Raw genomic sequence first — 17,166 nt, 5'->3', positions numbered from 1 at the left:
TATGACCCACCCCCTGAGGAGGCCACATGCCGCGTGGCACCGTCTCCGCGGTCGGCATCGCCGCTGCGCTGTCCATCGCCCTCACCAGTTGCTCCGCATCCTCGGGGCCCGCCCCGAGCACCGGCGGCGCCGCCTCCGGCAAGACCCTCGTGGTCGGCGTGACCTCCGACCCGGACACGCTCTTCCCCTGGAAGGCCACCCAGTTCCAGGCCGTGAACGTGCTGCAGAACCTGTACGGGACGCTCACCGAGTTCGACAAGGACCTGACCGTGGTGCCCGGTCTGGCCGAGTCGTGGCAGGCCGCGGACGACGGCAAGAAGCTCACCCTCAAGCTCAGACAGGGCGTCACGTTCGCCGACGGCAGCACGTTCGACTCCAAGGACGTCAAGTCGTCCCTGGACAAGATCATGGACGAGAAGACGGCGGCCGTGGCCAGGGCGTCGCTGTCGTCGGTGAAGTCGGTCGAGGCGCCCGACGCGAGCACCGTGGTGCTGGAGCTGACCGGGCCCGACGCGGCGCTGCCCGCCAACCTGGCCACGGTCAACCTGGCGATGCTCTCCTCCGACGACACCGAGGAGAAGCTCAACACGACCCCGAACGGCACGGGTCCGTTCAAGCTCAAGACCCGCGCGGCGAGCCAGTCGATCACACTGGCCAGGAACGACGCGTACTGGGGCGACAAGCCGAAGGTGCCGGCGGTCGAGTTCCGGGTCATCCCCGACGAGTCGTCCATCGTGTCGGCCATGCAGTCGGGCAACGTGCAGCTGGCGGTCTTCAACGACCCGCTCGTCGCGCAGACGGCGCAGGGCGGCGGCACGATCACCGTGGCCAAGACGCCGCAGCTCAACTACCACGTGCTGCAGCTCAACGCGCAGCACGGCGACCTCAAGGACGTCAACGTGCGGCTGGCGATCCAGTGCGCGATCGACCGCAAGCAGGTGCTCGACACCGCCGCGCTGGGCGAGGGCGAGGTGACCGGGCCGATCACCGCCCCGCTGTTCAAGTCGGACCCGAACAAGCGCCCCTGCCCGGCCCGTGACCTCACCAAGGCGGCGGAGTACCTGGGCAAGGCGGGCAAGTCCGGCGGCGTGACGGTCAAGACCATCGTCTCCCAGGGCGAGTACGCGACCTCGGTCAACGAGGCCCAGAACCTCAAGGCGCAGCTCGCCGAGGCCAAGATCAACCTGGAGCTGGAGGTGCTGGAGTCGGGCGCATTCGTGGACCGCTGGGTGGCCGCCGACTTCGACGCGGCCGTCGCGCTCAACGGCGGCCGTCCCGACCCCGACGGCTCCTACGGCCGCTACTTCACCAGCAAGGGCAACCTGAACAAGGTCGCCGGCTACAGCTCGCCCGAGCTGGACAAGCTGTTCGCCGAGGGCAAGGCGTCGACCGACCAGGCCGCCCGCAAGGCGATCTACGACCAGGTCTCGGCCGAGCTGGAGGAGAACGCCCCCTGGATCTGGCTGTTCTCCGGCTACACCTACACCGCCACGACGGCCGGCGTGCAGGGGTTCGTGCCGATGGCCAGCGGCTCGCTGCAGTTCCTGCGGACCACCTCCGTCAGCTGATGAGGCGTATGCGCAACCGCGTCATCAGCACGGTGGGGACCCTGTTCGGGGTGGCCGTGCTCGTGTTCGTCATGCTCCGGGCGATCCCCGGCAACCAGATCACGGCGGGGCTCGGCACCGAGGCCGCGGCGCTCACCCCTGCCCAGAAGCAGGCACTTGAGCAGTACTACGGGCTCGACCAGCCGCTTTTCACGCAGTTCTTCTCGTGGCTTGGCAACATGCTCACCGGGAACTTCGGCTACTCGGCCCGCCAGCAGCAGAGCGTGCTCGACCTGACCCTGCACTCGCTGCCGGTGACGTTCGAGCTGGCGGTGCTCTCGATCGTGCTGGCGCTGCTGATCGGGGTGCCGCTCGGCATGCTGGCGGCGTCCAGGAGGAACTCGCCCAGGGACGCGCTCGGCCAGGTCGTGAGCCTGGCGGGGCTGTCGGTTCCGGCGTTCCTGCTGGCCACCACGCTGCTGTCGATCTTCGCGGCGTCGTTCGGCTTCAACCCCAACGGGCAGGGCTTTGCCACGCTCTTCGACGACCCGCTGCTCAACCTGCAGCAGATGGTCCTGCCCGCGCTGGTGCTGGGCTTCGGCATCGCGGCGCCGATCCTGCGCACCACCCGCACGGCGGTGCTGGAGGTCCGCTCGGACGACTTCGTCCGCACCGCCCGCGCCAAGGGCGTGCCCGAGCGGCGGCTGCAGGTCAAGCACGTGCTCGGCAACGCGCTCGTGCCGATCGTGACCATGACGGGACTGCAGTTCGGCTACCTGCTGGGCGGCGCGGTCGTGGTTGAGCAGATCTTCTCCGTGCCGGGCGTCGGCAGACAGGTGCTGCTGGGTATCCAGCAGAAGGAGTACGCGGTCGTGCAGAGCACGGTGCTGGTGATCGCGCTGGCGTTCGTGCTGGTGAACCTGCTGACGGACGTGCTCTATCGGATCATCGACCCGCGGGTGAGGGCCTCGTGAAGCGGAGTCCGTCCATGCTGGCAGGGTCGGCGGTCCTGGTGCTGCTGGCCGTCGTGGCGGCGCTCTCGTATGCCGGGCTGCTGCCGTACGACCCGATCGCGCAGCACCCGCCGTCGCGGTTCACGGCGCCGTCGGGTGCGCACCTGTTCGGCACCGACCAGTTCGGGCGGGACGTGTTCTCGCGAGTGGCGGCCGGGGTGGGCAACTCGGCGCTCATCGCGGTCGTCGCGGTGGCGTTCGCGACCGTGGTGGGCACGCTGGGCGGGCTCGTGTCCGGCTTCTACCGCGGCTTCGCCGACGGCGCGATCGGCGGGGTGACGAACGTGCTGTTCGCGTTCCCGCCGCTGCTGCTGGCGCTGTCGCTGGCGTCGGTGCTGGACCGCAACTGGTTCACGATCGCCGTGGCGATCGCCATCGTGTACGTGCCCATCTTCATCCGCGTCACCCGGGGCCCGGTGCTGTCGCTCAGGGAGATCGAGTACGTCAGGGCGGCCGTCTCGACCGGCATGAGCCGCTGGCAGATCATGCTCCGTCACGTCCTGCCGAACATCACCTCGATCGTCGTCATCCAGATCGCGCTGTCGCTGTCCTGGGCGGTGCTGACGGAGGCGTCGCTGAGCTTCCTCGGCCTGGGCACGCCGCCGCCCGCGCCGTCACTGGGCTCGATGATCTTCGAGGCGCGCAGCCTGGTCTTCGTGGCCCCCTGGACGCTGATCGCGCCGGGCGCGGTCGTCGTCCTGCTGGTCGTGGGGCTTAACCTGCTCGGCGACGGCCTGCGTGACACTCTGGACCTGCGAGGAGAACGGTGAGAATTCTAGGGATGATCTCCGGCACGTCGCACGACGGGATCGACGTGGCCGTGGTGGACTTCCGTCTCGTCGGCGGCCTGCTCGAAGGCCGGGTCGGCTACACGGCGAGCACGCCGTACCCGGCGGACCTGCGGGCCCGGCTGATCGCGGCGCTGCCGCCCGCGCAGACGACGCTGGCCGAGGTGTGCGTGCTCGACACGCTCATCGGGCAGAGCTTCGCCGGCGCCGCGGCCTCGGCCATCGCGCTGGGCGGGCCCGTCGACCTGATCGTCTCGCACGGGCAGACCGTCTACCACTGGGTGGAGGGCACGCACGCGCTCGGCACGCTGCAGATCGGGCAGCCCGCGTGGATCGCCGAGCGGACCGGCGTACCCGTGCTGTCCGATGTGCGCATCAGGGACATCACGGCCGGCGGGCACGGGGCGCCGCTGGTGTCGGTGCTGGACGGGCTGCTGTTCGGCGCGCACGAGGGCGGGGCGGGAGCGCTCAACCTGGGCGGCATCGCCAACATGACCGTGGTGCGCGGGGGCGAGCTGTACGCCTACGACATCGGGCCCGCGAACGCGCTGATCGACGCGGTGGTGACGAGCAGAGGGCTGAACGAGCGCGGCTTCGACGAGGACGGCAGGATCGCGGCCTCCGGACGGGTGGACGAACGGCTGCTGGAGGTGCTGCTTGACGAGCCCTACTACGGGCTGGCCGCGCCGAAGAGCACCGGCAAGGAGCTGTTCCACCTGGGGTACGTGGAGGCCGCCCTGTCTCTTGTGGGGTCCAGGGCGGGGCGCGAGGTCGGGGACGCCGACCTGGTCGCCACGCTCACCGAGCTGACCGTGCGCACGGTCGCCGGGGACGTGCGGGCCGCCGGGGTGGGCGCGCTGGTCGTCTCCGGCGGCGGCTGCCGCAACCCCGTGATCATGGACGGTCTGCGGGCGGCGCTGCCCGGCGTTGACGTGGCCCCGTCCGACGACTACGGCGCCCCCTCCGACGACAAGGAGGCCATCGCGTTCGCCCTGATCGGCTGGCTGACCGCGCACGGGCTGCCAGGCACCGTGCCGGGCGGGACGGGCGCCCGGTCCGCCCGCATCCTCGGCACGCTGACGCCGGGCGCGGGCCCGCTCGTGCTGCCCGCGCCGGTGGCCGAGCCGCCGCGCTCGCTGGTGCTCACGCGATGAACACGCCCGCGGGGGTGGTCATGGCCGCGCGGACGCCGTGGTTCGACCTCACCGAGTGCACCGGCCACCGGACCGTGCGCTGGGCGGACGGCGAACGTGTCGGCGAGGCGCCGATGACCGTGGACACCTTCCACGACCTCGCCTCGGTCACGAAGGTCGTCGCCACCACGACGGCGCTCATCCGGCTGGTGTCCGACCGGCTCGTGGACCTGGACGCGCCGCTGAGCACGTACCTGGCGCGCTCGTACGAGGCGATCACCGTGCGGGACCTGCTGCTGCACCGGGGCGGGCTGTGGGAGTGGTGGCCGCTCTACATCCAGCCGGAGCCCCCGCCGCCGCGGTACCGGCCCGGGCGCGCACGCCACTACTCCGACCTGGGATTCGTCCTGCTCGGCCGGATCGTCGCGGCCGTCACCGGGCTGAGCCTGGACCGGGCCGTGGCCGAGCTGGTCACCGAGCCGCTCGGCCTCAGCGCCACCACGTACGCCCGCCCGGCGGGTCCCGAGGTGGCCATGAGCGCCCTGGACGACCGGATCGAGATGGACATGCTCGACACCGGCCGGCCGTACCCCGTGCCGTACCGCAGCTCCGACTTCGCGTACTGGCGGCGCGAGCCCGTGCTCGGCGAGGTGGCCGACGGCAACGCCCACCACGCCTTCGGCGGGGTCTCCGGGCACGCCGGGCTCTTCTCGACCGTGCCGGACCTGCTCGCGTACGGCCTGGCGATGTCCCGGGTCGAGGAGCACGACGGGCTGTGGCGGCCCGAGATCGCGCGGGAGTTCTTCACCACGGGGCCGGACGCCGGGCAGGCGCTCGGGTTCCGTACGTACGAGCTGGAGCTGTGGGACGAGACCGTCACCGTGCTCGGCCACCCCGGCTACGTGGGCTGCGCGGTCGGCTTCGTCCCCGGCCGCGACATCGCCCTGGCCCTGGCCAGCAACCGCCTGCTCGTCCAGGGCGAGCCCACCCCCACCGACGCCCTCTGGGCCGACCTGCTGCAGGCCACCACGCAACGATCGAGGACAGCATGACCCCGCTCCTGGAGATCCGTGACCTCTCGGTCGCCTTCCGCACCCGCAAGCAGGACGTCACGGTCGTCAAGAACGTCTCGATGGAGATCCTGCCCGGCCAGACCGTCGCGGTCGTCGGCGAGTCCGGCTCCGGCAAGTCCACCACCGCGGCCGCGGTCAACCGGCTGCTGCCCGGCAACGGCCGCATCACCGGCGGCCAGGTGCTGTTCGACGGCCGGGACCTGGCCCGGGCGAGTGAGCGCGAGATGACCGCGATCCGCGGCGCGGGCATCGGCCTGGTCCCCCAGGACCCCATGTCGAACCTCAACCCGCTCATGCGCATCGGCGACCAGATCGCCGAGGCGCTCGAGGTGCACGGCGTCGCCACCGGCAAGGCGGCCAGGACGCGCGTGCTCGAGCTGCTCGACCTCGTCGGTATCCCCGACCCGGCGCGGCGGATCGGGCAGTACCCGCACGAGTTCTCCGGCGGCATGCGGCAGCGCGCGCTGATCGCCATGGGGCTGGCCTGCCGGCCGAAGCTGCTCATCGCCGACGAGCCCACCTCCGCGCTGGACGTGACCGTGCAGCGGCGCATCCTCGACCAGCTGGAGCAGCTCACCGCCGAGATGGGCACGGCCGTCCTGCTCATCACGCACGACCTGGCGCTGGCGGCGGAGCGGGCCGACGTGGTGGCCGTCATGCACGACGGCCGGATCGTGGAGACCGGGCGGGCGGCGGAGATCCTGGCCGAGCCGGGGCACGAGTACACCAGGCGGCTGCTCAAGGCCGTGCCGAGCCTGTCGTCCGTGCGCGTCACCGCACCTCCGCAGGAGGCCGGGGACCTGGTGGTCGTGGCGGGGCTGCGCAAGGTGTTCCCGATCAGGGGCACCGGCGAGCAGCTGACCGCCGTGGACGGGGTCTCGTTCAGCATCCCGCGCGGCCGTACCGTGTCGATCGTGGGCGAGTCGGGCTCGGGCAAGTCGACCACCGCCAACCTGCTGCTCGGCCTCGACGACGTCACCGCCGGCAGCATCCGCTTCGACGGCACGGACCTGGCGGGGCTCGGCAGGCGGGAGCTGTTCGCGTTCCGCAGGCGGGTGCAGCCCGTCTTCCAGAACCCGTACGCCTCGCTCGACCCCCGCTACCCGGTCGGCAAGTCGATCGTCGAGCCGCTGCGCGTGCACCGCGTCGGCAGCGCGGCCGAGCGCAGGAAGGCCGCGGCCGAGCTGCTGGAGAAGGTGTCGCTGCCCGCCTCCATGGCCGAGCGGCTGCCGCACGAGCTGTCCGGCGGCCAGCGCCAGCGGGTGGCCATCGCCAGGGCGCTGGCCCTCTCCCCTGACCTGGTGGTGCTGGACGAGGCGGTCTCCGCGCTGGACGTGCTGGTGCAGGCGCAGATCCTGGAGCTGCTCGCCGAGCTGCAGCGGGAGCTGGGGCTCAGTTACCTGTTCATCAGCCACGACCTGGCCGTGGTGCGGATGATCTCGCATGCCGTGCACGTCATGCGCGACGGCCGGATCGTGGAGAGCGGCACCGCCGAGGACATCTTCGACCACCCCGCGGCGGACTACACCCGCGAGCTGCTCGCGGCGATCCCCGGCAACAGGTAAGTTGGAAATCCGGACGCTCTCGGAGGTTGGGATGCCCAGGGAATGCTCGATCGCCAACGCGCTGGCGGTCGTCGGCGAGCGGTGGAGCCTGCTGGCCATCCGGGAGATCACTCTGGGCGTGCGCCGCTTCGACCAGATCGCCCGCAACACCGGCGCCAGCCGCGACATCCTCACCGCCCGGCTGCGCAGGCTGGAGGAGGTCGGGCTGCTGGAGCGCGAGCTGTACGAGGAGCATCCGCCGCGCTACGAGTACGTGCTGACCGAGGCCGGCCAGGCGCTGCACACGGTGCTGCTCTCGCTCATGGACTGGGGCGACCGCCACGTCACGCGGGGCGAGCCGCCGACGGTGTGGCGGCACAGCTGCGGCGAGCCGCTGGAGCCGGTCATGGTCTGCGCGCACTGCCGCGAACCCGTGCGCCAGGAGGACATGGCCGTCATCCGCCTGCACCAGCCACAGTAGAGATGTGAAGATCCTCCTGGTTCAGCCCCCGCATTGGTCCCCCGACGGCCTCGCCAACTTCGACGCGATCGAGGCGTTCGTCCCCGCGCACGCGGGTGACGTGCTGCTGCTGCCCGAACTGGTGGGTGGCAGCCTGGCCCGGGCCAACTACCTGACCAGGGTGCGCGACCTTGCCACGGGGACGGGCATGGCGGTGGTCGGCGGGTCGCACTACGACGGGCCGGCTGCCCGGCCGCCCGAGCGCGGGCTTCGAGCTGCACGGCCGCCGCCTGCACGTGCTGCTCTGCGCCGACCTGTGGTACTCGGCGAGCCTGGCGGGGCGGGACGGCCTCGACGCGGTGCTGGTGCCCGCCTTCTCGGTCACCCGCTGGGACGGCCCCGCCCCGGCGCGCGAGCTGTGGCGGCACATGAGCGTGGCGCGGGCGTACGAGCGCGGACCGCGGCTTCCGATAGGGCTTGCCCCGCACAGTCATCGGGACGGGGCGGCGGCGCCTGGGGTGAGGGCGTCGGCGACCTGCCTGGTGACGCGGCGGCCGATCAGGGCCAGGAGCTTGCGGGGGCGGCGCGGCATCAGGTGGGCGAGGCCGAGGTTGCCGCGGCCCGGCACCACGTAGCCGCGGTCGCGGTCGAGGGCGCGCAGGGCGGCGGTGACGACCAGCTCGGGCGCGACCGGCTTGGCGCCGAGGGCCGCCTCCCTGGTGCCGATCTTGTCGAAGAACGGCGTCTCCACCGGCCCGGGCGTGACCGCGAGCACCTTGACGCCGCTGCCGCGCAGCTCGCTCCAGAGCGCGAGGCTGAAGTTGAGCACGAACGCCTTGGACGAGGCGTAGGTCGCGAAGTACGGGGCGACGTTGAAGCCGGCCGTGGACCCCACGTTCACCACCGCGCCCGAACCCCTCGCGAGCATCCCCGGCAGGAACGCGTGCGTCAGCCCCACCAGCGCGACCACGTTGACCATGAGCTCCTCGTGCTCGCGCTCCGGCGCGATCTGCGCGAAGTGGCCGGCCGTGCCGAACCCGGCGTTGTTGACCAGCAGCTCGACGGCGATCCCGCGGGCGGCGACCTCCTCGGCGACCCGCGTGGCCGCGTCGGGGGCGGACAGGTCCTGGACGAGCACCTCGGCCCGCACCCCGTGGGCCTGGTGCAACGAGTCGGCGAGCGTTTCGAGTGCGGGCCGGGACCTGGCGACCAGGACCAGGTCGTGCCCGCGGGCGGCAAGCCGGCGCGCGAACTCCGCGCCGATCCCGGAGGAGGCTCCGGTGACAAGAGCGTATGACATGCATAGGAAAGTAGCAGATTCCACCGTATCTGCGGCAAATAGTCTCAGCTTTAGGCGGTAACGTCTCCTCCATGGGAAGACTGCGGGCCGACGCCGAGCGCAGCATGCGTGCGATCATGGCGGCGGCGGAAGAGGTGCTCAGCGCCAACCCGGTGGCCACGATGGAGCAGATCGCCGAGAGCGCGGGCGTGGCCAGGGCCACCGTCCATCGCAGGTTCGCCAGCCGGGAGGCGCTGATCGAGGCCATGGAGGTGGCCGCCTGGCGGGAGATCCAGGAGGCCGTGCACGCCGCCCGCCCGCACACCGCGCCCGCCCTGGTGGCGCTGCACCAGGCCACGGCCAACATCCTGCAGATCAAGCCGGGCTGGCGGTTCACCCTGGCCCGCGAGGTGCCGCTCAGCCACGAGGCGCAGGCGGTGCGGGCCGAGGTCATGGAGCTGTGCGAGTCGGTGTTCGGGAAGCTGCTCGGCCCCGGTGCCGACATCGTCTGGGCGCGGCAGGCCTATCTCGCGTTGCTGGGGGAGGCCGCGCACGGCTCTCCCCCAGGCTTCGACGCGGACGCGCTGGCCACGAGGGTGCTCGACACCCTCATGTACGGCGTTCAGCGCACCGCGTAGGCGCGGATCACCTCCTGCGCCAGGGTGTTGCCGTTGACGTCGGAGGCGTTCAGCCGCAGCGAGACGAATCCGGACGGCGACCGGGCGAGCGTGGTCTCGTAGGTCCGCTCGCCCTTGTCACGCAGGCGGGCCTTCGTCCAGGTGGCGCCGTCGTCGTACGACACCTCCAGCGAGACGTCCTTGACCGCGCTCTGCGCCGCGCCCTCCTGCTGGCGGAGGGACAAGCCGAGCCGGCGGGAGCCGGCCTGGTTCCGCAGGTCCACGGGCGCGTCGAACGAGGCCAGCAGCAGCGGCACCACCGTCGTGCCCGTGGCCCGCTCCGAGCCGAACGTCCACACCGCCTTCGAGCGGGTGGACAGCTTCGCCCATGCGGCCTCGTTGGCCACCGCGTACTCGATCCGGTACGTGGCCTTCTCCGGCGAGAGCGTCCCCGAGCCCGAGGGCAGGTAGTTCGTCTGCCACAGCAGCGTGTCGCCCTGGTACAGCCGGAAGTCGGTCTTCAGGCCGTGCTCGAACTGGCTGGTGTAGGCGTCGCCGTAGTTCCGGTCGGCGTCCACGAACCCCTGCATCGAGACGCGCAGCCGGTCGCCCTCCCTGCGCAGCGGGTTGCGCGGGTTGACCCCGGGCAGCAGCGGCTGCTTGAACAGCGTCCGGCTGACCCGCTCCCCCGCCTCGTACGGGCGGAACTCCGGCGACGACATCGAGACGCGCGGCGTGTCCGGGTGCGGCCACATGTTGTTGTAGGACCGCTCGGGGGTGCCCGCCGACGAGCTCCACCGCAGCTCGGGGTCGGGGGTGACGTAGTCGGTACGGGTGCGCGGCGTCTTGGCCATGGGATGGTTCGTGGAGATGGACGAGGTGTCCCACGGCTCGAAGACGAACCTGGCCTCGTTCACCGTCACGTCGTCGGACAGCTGGCTGTGGTAGCCGGTCTCGATCCTGGCCAGCGACTTCGACCTCACCGTGTACGTGAGCGAGTCGCGTACCCGGCCCTTCTCCCGCAGGTACAGGTTGTAGATGTACGGGCTGGCGACGATGCCCTTGGCCAGCATCGGCACCGGCAGGCGGCGCAGCCGCTCGACCAGCTTCAGCCCTTCCTCGTGCGTCAGCCGCACGGTCGGGACGGCGAGCTTGACCTTGTTGCCGCCGGTGGTGACGTCGGCGCCCGGCTGGTCACTGTAGACGGCGACCAGCTTTGCCCCGGCGGCCGCGGCCGCGTTGGACTGGGCGGAGACGGGCACGCCGTCGGTGCGCCGGATGACGGCCAGCTTGCCGCGCAGGTCACGCGCCTTGATCTCCTCGGCGCTGCCCCGGCCCACGTCCACGGCCATGAGGAGCCGGGTGCCGTCCAGGCGCGGGTACTCGGTGGAGAAGTCGCTGAACTGGACGGGGTCGACGTACTGCGGGTCGAGGTCCAGGCCGGGCGTGGAGAGGGTGATCTCGGGGGCGGTCAGCCGCCAGCGGGTGGCGACGGTGAAGGTGCCCTTGGTGACCTTCCTGGTGGGCTGGACGAACAGCCGCTCCTCGATCTGGGCGCCGGGCGAGATCGTGGTGCCGCCGCGCAGCGCGGTGCCCGTCTTGCTCGAGCGGTACCACATGAGGGCGGCGGCGGCCCCGGTGTTCCGCTTGGTCTTGTGGTCGGGCGTCTCGACCTTGACCTCCACGGCCTTGCGGGCGTCCAGCACGACCTCGGTGTTCCCGGTGATCTCCATTTCCGGGTCGCCGACGAGGCTCTCGTTGAGCGGCTTTCCGCCGGTGGTGCTGTCCTGCGTGGCGGGCATGGTGAAGAGGTGGCCGAGCACGGAGTAGGTGCCGGGCTTGACGAGCAGGCAGGTGCCGCTGCCGTACTTCTGGTCGGTGCAGGGCTGGGCCGGGTCGCCGGGGAGCAGGCGGCCGACCAGGGTGCCCTCGTCCAGGTTGAGCACGGTGAAGCCGCCGCGGGCGGTGCGGCCGTCCCTGGCGATGCCGCGTACGCGTAGCTCGACCCGCTTCTCGTCGACGCTGCCCGTCAGCAGCGTGCGCACCGTGCCGCCGCCCGCGACGGCAGCGGTCAGCTCCTGGCGCAGCAGCCCGGCCTTGGTCGCGTTGGCCGTGACCTTCGCCTCGGCCGTCCCTCCGGCGGGCACGGTGAGCTTCGACGGCTCGACGGTGAACGCGTCGCCGGCAGACAGGCTCAGCTCGGCCGGGGCCTGGCCGAGGTTGCGGTAGCCGACGGTGAGGCTCTTCTGCTCGCCCGTGGTGAGCTTGCCGAAGCCGGCCGAGCCCGTCGAGGCCGCCACCGTGCCCTTGAGCGCGGCGGCCACGTCGATGCGGCCCGTGCCCTGGGCGTCCACGTCGATGCCCTGGCCCGGCTTGGCGCCGGCCATGAGCAGCGACTTCAGCTCGTTGCCCGCGATCCCCGGGCGGGCCTGCCGCAGCAGCGCCGCCGCGCCCGCCACGTGCGGGGTCGCCATCGAGGTGCCGGAGATCGTGAGGCTGCCGCCGCCGGCCTTGGCGGCGGTGATGTCCACGCCGGGGGCGGTGACGTCGGGCTTGACGGCCAGGTCGGCGATGATCGGGCCCCTGCTGGAGAAGGGCGCCAGCTTGTCCTGCTTGTCCACCGCGCCGACGGTCAGCGCCTCGGGGGCGTCGCCCGGCGCGCCCACGCACTGGTCGCAGCCGTCGTTGCCGGCCGCCACCACGAACAGCGTGCCGTACTGCTTGCTGAGCCGCGTCACGGCCGAGGTGAGCGGGCCGCCCGGCGCGCGGCTGCCGAGGCTCATGTTGACGATCTCGGCGTGCTTCTCACCGGCCGCCCACTCCATGCCGTCGATGATCCAGGACAGCTGGCCGTAGCCGTCGGCGTCGAGCACGCGGCCGTTGAGCAGCTGCGCGCCGGGGGCGAGGCCCTTGCCGATGCCGCCCGTCCCCGTGCCCGCGATGGTGCTCGCCACGTGGGTGCCGTGCCCGTGGGGGTCGCCCGTGGCGCTCTGGCCGGTGAAGTCGCGCTGGTCGGCGACCTTGCCCGCCAGGTCGGGGTGCGTGGCGTCCACGCCGGTGTCGAGGACGGCCACGGTCGTGCCGGTGCCGTCGTACCCGGCGGCCCACGCCTCGGGCGCGCCGATCTGCGGCACGCTCTGCTCCAGCGCCGGCTTCATCTTGCGGTCGAGCCAGATCTTCTGCACGCCTGCCAGCGGCCCGGCCGCGCGCGACGCCGGGGCCGCCCGCAGCTCGGCGAGCTCCGCCCCGAACTGCGCCGCGTCCCGCGTGGCCACCTGGACGGCCGCGCCGCCGATGCTCTCCAGCGTCCTGACCTGCTTCGCGGCGGGGATCGCGGCCTTGGTGGTGTTGCCCGCGTAGGTGAGGATGAGCGGGATCGCGGCGCCGTACCCCTGTTCGGCTAACTCGGTCACGTTGAACAGCGCGGTGTCGAGCCGTTCGGGGACCAGGGCCGCGACGTCGTCGGGAATGACGGTCACGCCGTCGTCCGACTCCAGCACCTGGAACGTCGGCACGGACCCGTCCGCCCGCGGCGCGGGGGTGACGGTCACCGCGCGGTGCTCGCCGTCCACGGCCCGCACCTGCACCTGGTCGCCGGTGATCAGCGTGATCTCGTCACTCGCCGGGGCGCTCGTGAACGCCGCGCGCGGCGACGCGGTGACCGCGTGCGCGCCGGGAGCCGCGAGCACCGACGCGACCATGACCATGGAGACGGCCGCAGCCCCCCATCGCCCCATGGACGACCTCCAGAGAATCGGTAAGCACGAATACCGCATTCCTAGTCATCCGGATAGGACGGTGTCTATGAGATAGGTGTGGCTACTTCCTGACTTGTCGGGAATCCGCCATCCGGCCCGGCTCAGCCGCCCCGCCGGGCGCGCGCCGAGGTGATCAGGCGGCGGCCGAGCAGCACCAGGTAGAGCACCCACCCGGCGGCCACGAGGGCGAGCGTGGCGACGGGCTGCCAGCCGGGCAGTTCCGCGACGGAGCGCCGTACCACCGCGACCGTGATCGGCACCGTGTAGAGGGCGAAGAAGCCCAGCCCGAGCACCCGCCCCGCCACCAGGAACCACGCGTAGAGGCGGACGCTGCGGCGGGCCTGCCCCGCCTTGCCCGCGAGCGCGGCGCGCAGGTACGCCTGCGCGTCCGCCATGAGGTTCTTGTTCCCGCTGGCGTTGGCGAAGGCGTAGTAGACGTCGGTACGCATGAAGAACAGGAACTGCCAGACGATCTGCGACAGGCAGATGACCATGACCAGCCGCACGACGGCGAGGTCGGCGACGTACAGGAGGCACGCCCCCGCGCAGACGAGGAACCAGTCGACCCGCATCCCCGCCAGATACGCCCGGTAGCGGGCCCTTCTCGGCACCCCCCAGATGCCGGTCATCCTGGTCTGCACGACCAGGAACTGCAGCCGCGTGCCGAGCGACTGCTCGGCACGCACGTTCAGGGACCTCGCGGCGGCGACGTGGCCGAGCTCGTGCACCAGCACGAGGAGCCACGAGCCGGCCGCGAAGGCCACCGTGAACGTGAGGCTGTTGGACCACACCAGCGACGACAGGCCGGGCAGGATCCCCGGCTCGGCGACGGCGGCGGCCAGCGCGGCCACCGTCAGCAGCGCGAGCACGGCGTGGGCCGGTCCGGAGAAGAGCCAGGCCACGTGATGGGGCCGGATCCGGTCCCAGAGGTTCGGCGGGCGGCGCGGCCGGCTGAGCAGGCCCGCGCCTTCGAGCCCGGTGACGAACTCGGCCACGTCCACGTCCACGCCGTGCTCGGCCAGCACCCGGGCGCGCGCTTCCGCGGCCGTCCGGCTGCCGTCGAGCGCCGCGATCACGGCCGCCGCCACTCCCGGCACGTTGACGAACGTCTCGCCGTTGCCGATCACGTAGTCGTCCGGCCCGTCGGCGACGACGGTCAGGAACGACAGATCGGTCCTCACGCGCAGACCTCGCAGTCGTCCAGCCGGTCGAAGTCCCTGGCGGTGGTGGTGAGCGTGAGCAGGTCCAGCCAGACGCTCCTGCCCTCGATCGCGGGCGCGCCGGTCCCGGTCAGGTGGCGGATCACCTCCGAGGCGAGCATCCCCGACACGATCCCGCACAGGGGCCCGAACGACGGGATCGTCCGCCCGGGGTTGTCGCTGACCGGCAACGTGGCGGCGCCGTAGCGTCCGGCGAGCGCGCGTTCCTGACAGGCCAGGCAGCCGGTCTTGCCGGGCACGACGAGCGGCCCGAGCAGGCCGACGTGCTGGTTGAAGCCGCCGGTGACGAACGGCGTGCCCGCCTCGACACAGGCCTGGTTGACCCAGTGGCGGATGTGCGGCTGCGGCGTGTCCACGGTGTTCACCACGAGGTCGGCGTCGGTGACGACGTCCCCCGGCCCGGCGATGCGCCGTTCGACCTGCCTGACCTCCAGCTCCGGGCAGTGCTCGAGCAGGGTGCGCGCGGCGGCGGCCGTCTTGGCTTCGCCGAGGTCGCGGACGGTGTAGAGGTGCTGGCGGTGCAGGTTGCTGAGCTCCACCCGGTCGTCGTCCAGGAGCGTCAGCCGGCCCACGCCCGAGGTGGCGAGCTGGAGCGCGACATGCCCGCCGATGGCGCCCGCGCCGAGCACCGCGACGTGCCTGCGCGACAGGTCCGCGATCGCCGCGGCGGCCCGCTCCGCCGGGTGGAACATGGACAGCCACAGCCCGAACCGGGACGACCTGGCGTCACCGGCCAGCGTGTCGAGCTCGGCGTCGGTGACGAGGATCCGCGCGGCCCGAAGCTGCTCGACCGCCGCGTCGATGTCCCGAGGATCGACGTCGTCGATGAGGGTGTGCAATTCGCTCTGCTCGACGGGCGACTCCGCGCAGAGCCGGATCAGGCGGCGAAGCGGCGGCGGAGCGGGATCCACTATTTGGCCGGTCGGCGGGAAATCGCCGAGCCGAATCCGCTCGTGTGCCTCATCGACGAAAAGGGGAAAAGCCGGATTCACTTGAATCCTTGGCATGGAGGCGTCTCCAGGGCAGGTCGGAGGCGGGCCTCCCGCGGACGGGGGCCTCCGCAGGAGGCCACGCAGACGGTCAGCAGCTGTTGCTGTTGCCCGTCGTCTCGACTTCTTCGACCTTCTTGATCTCGATCGTCATGCGCGATCCCTCCGTCGATCTCGATTGGTCGCTGTGATCGTAAATAAAACGCAAGAGAAAGGGGAGACCCAATTTGCAGAAATCGCGTTATGTCCGGCCGAGAAACGCGAGCGACCGCTTCCACATGAGCGCCGCCGACTCTTCGGAGTAGCCGGGCAGGCCGGGATCGGCGAACAGGTGACCGTCACCCGGATAGACGAAGCACTCGAATGCCGCCCCCACCGCCGCCCCGAGCTGAGCGATCTCCTCCTTGTCCAGCCACGGATCGTGCTCGGCGTAGTGCACCTGTACGGGCACCCCGTCCGGCCACTCCCCCTCGACGGCCACCCCGCCATGGAACAGCAGGGCGCCCCGCGCCATCGGGTGCGTCGCGGCGAGCAGCTGCGCCCCGTACGCCCCCAGTGAGAACCCGGCGAACACCGTGGGAGCCGCCACCTCGTCGCCGATCCGGCGGAAGCGGCGGTCGAGCTCGTCAGGGCCGAGCGCGTCACGCTTACGCAGACCCCGCTCGATGTCGGCGAAGAACTCGCCGTCGTAGTAGTCGGGCGTGCGCACGACGTGCCCGCCCGACCGCAGAACCTCCGCCGCCACGCCCACCCCCGGGCGCAGGCCCTGTGCGGAGTGCAAGAGGACGATCTCTGCCATGACGACTGTGTACCACCGGGGCGCGAGGTGGACCAGCGCGCGCCCGTTGCTTAACTTGCTAAGGGCTGATTCATCACCTTTTTTGTGGGGAGCCGCCCGATATGCACGATGACCGCAAGCTGGTCGAGGCCCGTCTGAAGCGGGTGCTCGGCGAGCGCATCCGCCCGGCCGTCCACCCCGAGTCCGTGCCGCTGGACGTGGCCGTCTGGCACGCGCCGGGCGAACCGGTACCGGTCGGGGAGGGGCTGGCGGCGACCCCCGAGCCGATCGCGCCGGGCGCCGCGTGGGGCGCGCCGTGGGGCACGAGCTGGTTCACAATCACCGGCACCGTGCCGGCAGAGTGGGCGGGCAGGACCGTCGAGGCCCTCCTCGACCCTCGAGTGGTTCCCCGACGCCAAGCTCGGCATCTCCCTCGACGGCGCCTGGGCCAGCTCGGCCTGGAAGCCGGCCGGCACCAAACCGTGGGCCGAGTGGACGCAGAAGATCGGCTGGACGCCCATGCCGACGCAGAACGGCGAGGCGCCGGGCGCGGTCAGCATGTCGGGCGGCTGGGTCGTGGCGATGAGCGCGTACACCAAGCACAAGCAGGAGGCGTTCGACTTCATCACGACGGCCACGAACAAGGAGAACTCGATGGCGTACTCGGTCGGCACGGGCGACCTGGCCGCCCGCAAGGACGTGGCCGCCGACCCCAAGTACAGCGCCGACAACCCGAGCGTCAAGTTCTGGACCGACCTGGCCTCCGTCACCCACTACCGGCCCGCTTACGAGGTGTATCCGAAGGTGTCCGCCCAGGTCCAGGAGGCCATGGAGGCGGTCACGACCGGCTCCCGGACCCCTGAAGAGGCCACCGCGAACTACGTCAAGGCGCTGCCCGCGGCCGTCGGCGGCCCCGACAAGGTCCTGGCCCGATGACACTCGTCACGGCGGGGCGCTCTGCGCTGGC

14 protein-coding genes and 1 pseudogene are annotated in these 17,166 nt (G+C 71.6%); 10 read left to right on the top strand and 5 right to left on the bottom strand.

Translation table 11 applies throughout. From position 1 onward, the window contains the following. Positions 1–26: 26 nt before the first annotated feature. The 7 genes from ABN273_RS23760 to ABN273_RS23730 are packed head-to-tail and all read left to right on the top strand — an operon-like array spanning position 27 to position 7,579. Positions 27–1,568 (top strand): ABC transporter substrate-binding protein, encoded by a 1,542-nt coding sequence (locus tag ABN273_RS23760; protein WP_349451158.1) that lies wholly within the window; start codon positions 27–29, stop codon positions 1,566–1,568. 8 nt (positions 1,569–1,576) lie between these two features. Beyond that, positions 1,577–2,521 (top strand): ABC transporter permease, encoded by a 945-nt coding sequence (locus ABN273_RS23755; RefSeq protein WP_349451157.1) that lies wholly within the window; start codon positions 1,577–1,579, stop codon positions 2,519–2,521. 14 nt (positions 2,522–2,535) lie between these two features. Beyond that, positions 2,536–3,330, top strand: coding sequence for an ABC transporter permease (locus ABN273_RS23750; RefSeq protein ID WP_349451155.1), 795 nt, complete (start codon positions 2,536–2,538; stop codon positions 3,328–3,330). Continuing rightward, the gene (locus ABN273_RS23745) at positions 3,327–4,502 is read left to right on the top strand and encodes an anhydro-N-acetylmuramic acid kinase (RefSeq protein ID WP_349451154.1); all 1,176 of its coding nucleotides are present in this window, start codon (positions 3,327–3,329) and stop codon (positions 4,500–4,502) included. The genes ABN273_RS23750 and ABN273_RS23745 overlap by 4 nt, the downstream gene beginning before the upstream one ends. Continuing rightward, positions 4,499–5,533, top strand: a complete 1,035-nt coding sequence (locus ABN273_RS23740) for a serine hydrolase domain-containing protein (RefSeq protein WP_349451153.1) — start codon at positions 4,499–4,501, stop codon at positions 5,531–5,533. Before ABN273_RS23745 ends, ABN273_RS23740 begins: the two co-directional genes overlap by 4 nt. Beyond that, positions 5,530–7,119: an ABC transporter ATP-binding protein gene (locus ABN273_RS23735; protein ID WP_349451152.1), complete on the top strand. Its 1,590-nt coding sequence runs from the start codon at positions 5,530–5,532 to the stop codon at positions 7,117–7,119. Before ABN273_RS23740 ends, ABN273_RS23735 begins: the two co-directional genes overlap by 4 nt. A gap of 31 nt (positions 7,120–7,150) precedes the next feature. Then, positions 7,151–7,579, top strand: a complete 429-nt coding sequence (locus tag ABN273_RS23730; RefSeq protein WP_349451151.1) for a winged helix-turn-helix transcriptional regulator — start codon at positions 7,151–7,153, stop codon at positions 7,577–7,579. Positions 7,580–8,048: 469 nt separating this feature from the next. On the opposite strand, the gene ABN273_RS23725 is transcribed toward ABN273_RS23730, so the two are convergent. Continuing rightward, positions 8,049–8,858, bottom strand: coding sequence for an SDR family NAD(P)-dependent oxidoreductase (locus ABN273_RS23725; protein WP_349451150.1), 810 nt, complete (start codon positions 8,856–8,858; stop codon positions 8,049–8,051). Positions 8,859–8,929: 71 nt separating this feature from the next. Here ABN273_RS23725 and ABN273_RS23720 point away from each other — a divergent pair, with 71 nt between their 5' ends. Next, positions 8,930–9,475, top strand: coding sequence for a TetR/AcrR family transcriptional regulator (locus tag ABN273_RS23720; RefSeq protein ID WP_349451149.1), 546 nt, complete (start codon positions 8,930–8,932; stop codon positions 9,473–9,475). Here ABN273_RS23720 and ABN273_RS23715 read toward each other — a convergent pair. The 4 genes from ABN273_RS23715 to ABN273_RS23700 form a co-directional block, all read right to left on the bottom strand. Beyond that, positions 9,460–13,191 (bottom strand): S8 family peptidase, encoded by a 3,732-nt coding sequence (locus ABN273_RS23715; protein ID WP_349451148.1) that lies wholly within the window; start codon positions 13,189–13,191, stop codon positions 9,460–9,462. The genes ABN273_RS23720 and ABN273_RS23715 overlap by 16 nt on opposite strands. 122 nt (positions 13,192–13,313) lie before the next feature. Next, complete coding sequence (locus ABN273_RS23710; protein ID WP_349451147.1) at positions 13,314–14,393, bottom strand: PqqD family protein; 1,080 nt, start codon at positions 14,391–14,393, stop codon at positions 13,314–13,316. Then, complete coding sequence (locus tag ABN273_RS23705; RefSeq protein WP_349451146.1) at positions 14,390–15,343, bottom strand: ThiF family adenylyltransferase; 954 nt, start codon at positions 15,341–15,343, stop codon at positions 14,390–14,392. The genes ABN273_RS23710 and ABN273_RS23705 overlap by 4 nt, the downstream gene beginning before the upstream one ends. Positions 15,344–15,662: 319 nt before the next feature. Continuing rightward, positions 15,663–16,220, bottom strand: a complete 558-nt coding sequence (locus ABN273_RS23700) for a dienelactone hydrolase family protein (protein WP_349451145.1) — start codon at positions 16,218–16,220, stop codon at positions 15,663–15,665. Positions 16,221–16,321: 101 nt separating this feature from the next. Here ABN273_RS23700 and ABN273_RS59565 point away from each other — a divergent pair. Further along, a pseudogene (locus tag ABN273_RS59565) lies at positions 16,322–16,585 on the top strand (hypothetical protein); the annotation flags it as partial. A gap of 40 nt (positions 16,586–16,625) precedes the next feature. Further along, complete coding sequence (locus ABN273_RS23695; RefSeq protein ID WP_349451199.1) at positions 16,626–17,135, top strand: extracellular solute-binding protein; 510 nt, start codon at positions 16,626–16,628, stop codon at positions 17,133–17,135. Positions 17,136–17,166 lie beyond the last annotated feature (31 nt).

The sequence above is a fragment of the Nonomuraea sp. B19D2 genome, from assembly GCF_040137845.1.
In the GTDB taxonomy this organism is placed as follows: Bacteria; Actinomycetota; Actinomycetes; order Streptosporangiales; family Streptosporangiaceae; genus Nonomuraea.
Note: the sequence above shows the minus strand (reverse complement) of the source record. Positions and strands in the feature narration are given on the sequence as shown.

Coding starts and splice junctions, on each gene's coding strand:
- ABN273_RS23730 (WP_349451151.1), top strand. CDS start 7,151: ATGCCCAGGGAATGCTCGATCGCCAACGCGCTGGCGGTCGTCGGCGAG.
- ABN273_RS23740 (WP_349451153.1), top strand. CDS start 4,499: ATGAACACGCCCGCGGGGGTGGTCATGGCCGCGCGGACGCCGTGGTTC.
- ABN273_RS23750 (WP_349451155.1), top strand. CDS start 2,536: ATGCTGGCAGGGTCGGCGGTCCTGGTGCTGCTGGCCGTCGTGGCGGCG.
- ABN273_RS23720 (WP_349451149.1), top strand. CDS start 8,930: ATGGGAAGACTGCGGGCCGACGCCGAGCGCAGCATGCGTGCGATCATG.
- ABN273_RS23700 (WP_349451145.1), bottom strand. CDS start 16,220: ATGGCAGAGATCGTCCTCTTGCACTCCGCACAGGGCCTGCGCCCGGGG.
- ABN273_RS23715 (WP_349451148.1), bottom strand. CDS start 13,191: ATGGGGCGATGGGGGGCTGCGGCCGTCTCCATGGTCATGGTCGCGTCG.
- ABN273_RS23725 (WP_349451150.1), bottom strand. CDS start 8,858: ATGTCATACGCTCTTGTCACCGGAGCCTCCTCCGGGATCGGCGCGGAG.
- ABN273_RS23755 (WP_349451157.1), top strand. CDS start 1,577: ATGCGCAACCGCGTCATCAGCACGGTGGGGACCCTGTTCGGGGTGGCC.
- ABN273_RS23735 (WP_349451152.1), top strand. CDS start 5,530: ATGACCCCGCTCCTGGAGATCCGTGACCTCTCGGTCGCCTTCCGCACC.
- ABN273_RS23760 (WP_349451158.1), top strand. CDS start 27: ATGCCGCGTGGCACCGTCTCCGCGGTCGGCATCGCCGCTGCGCTGTCC.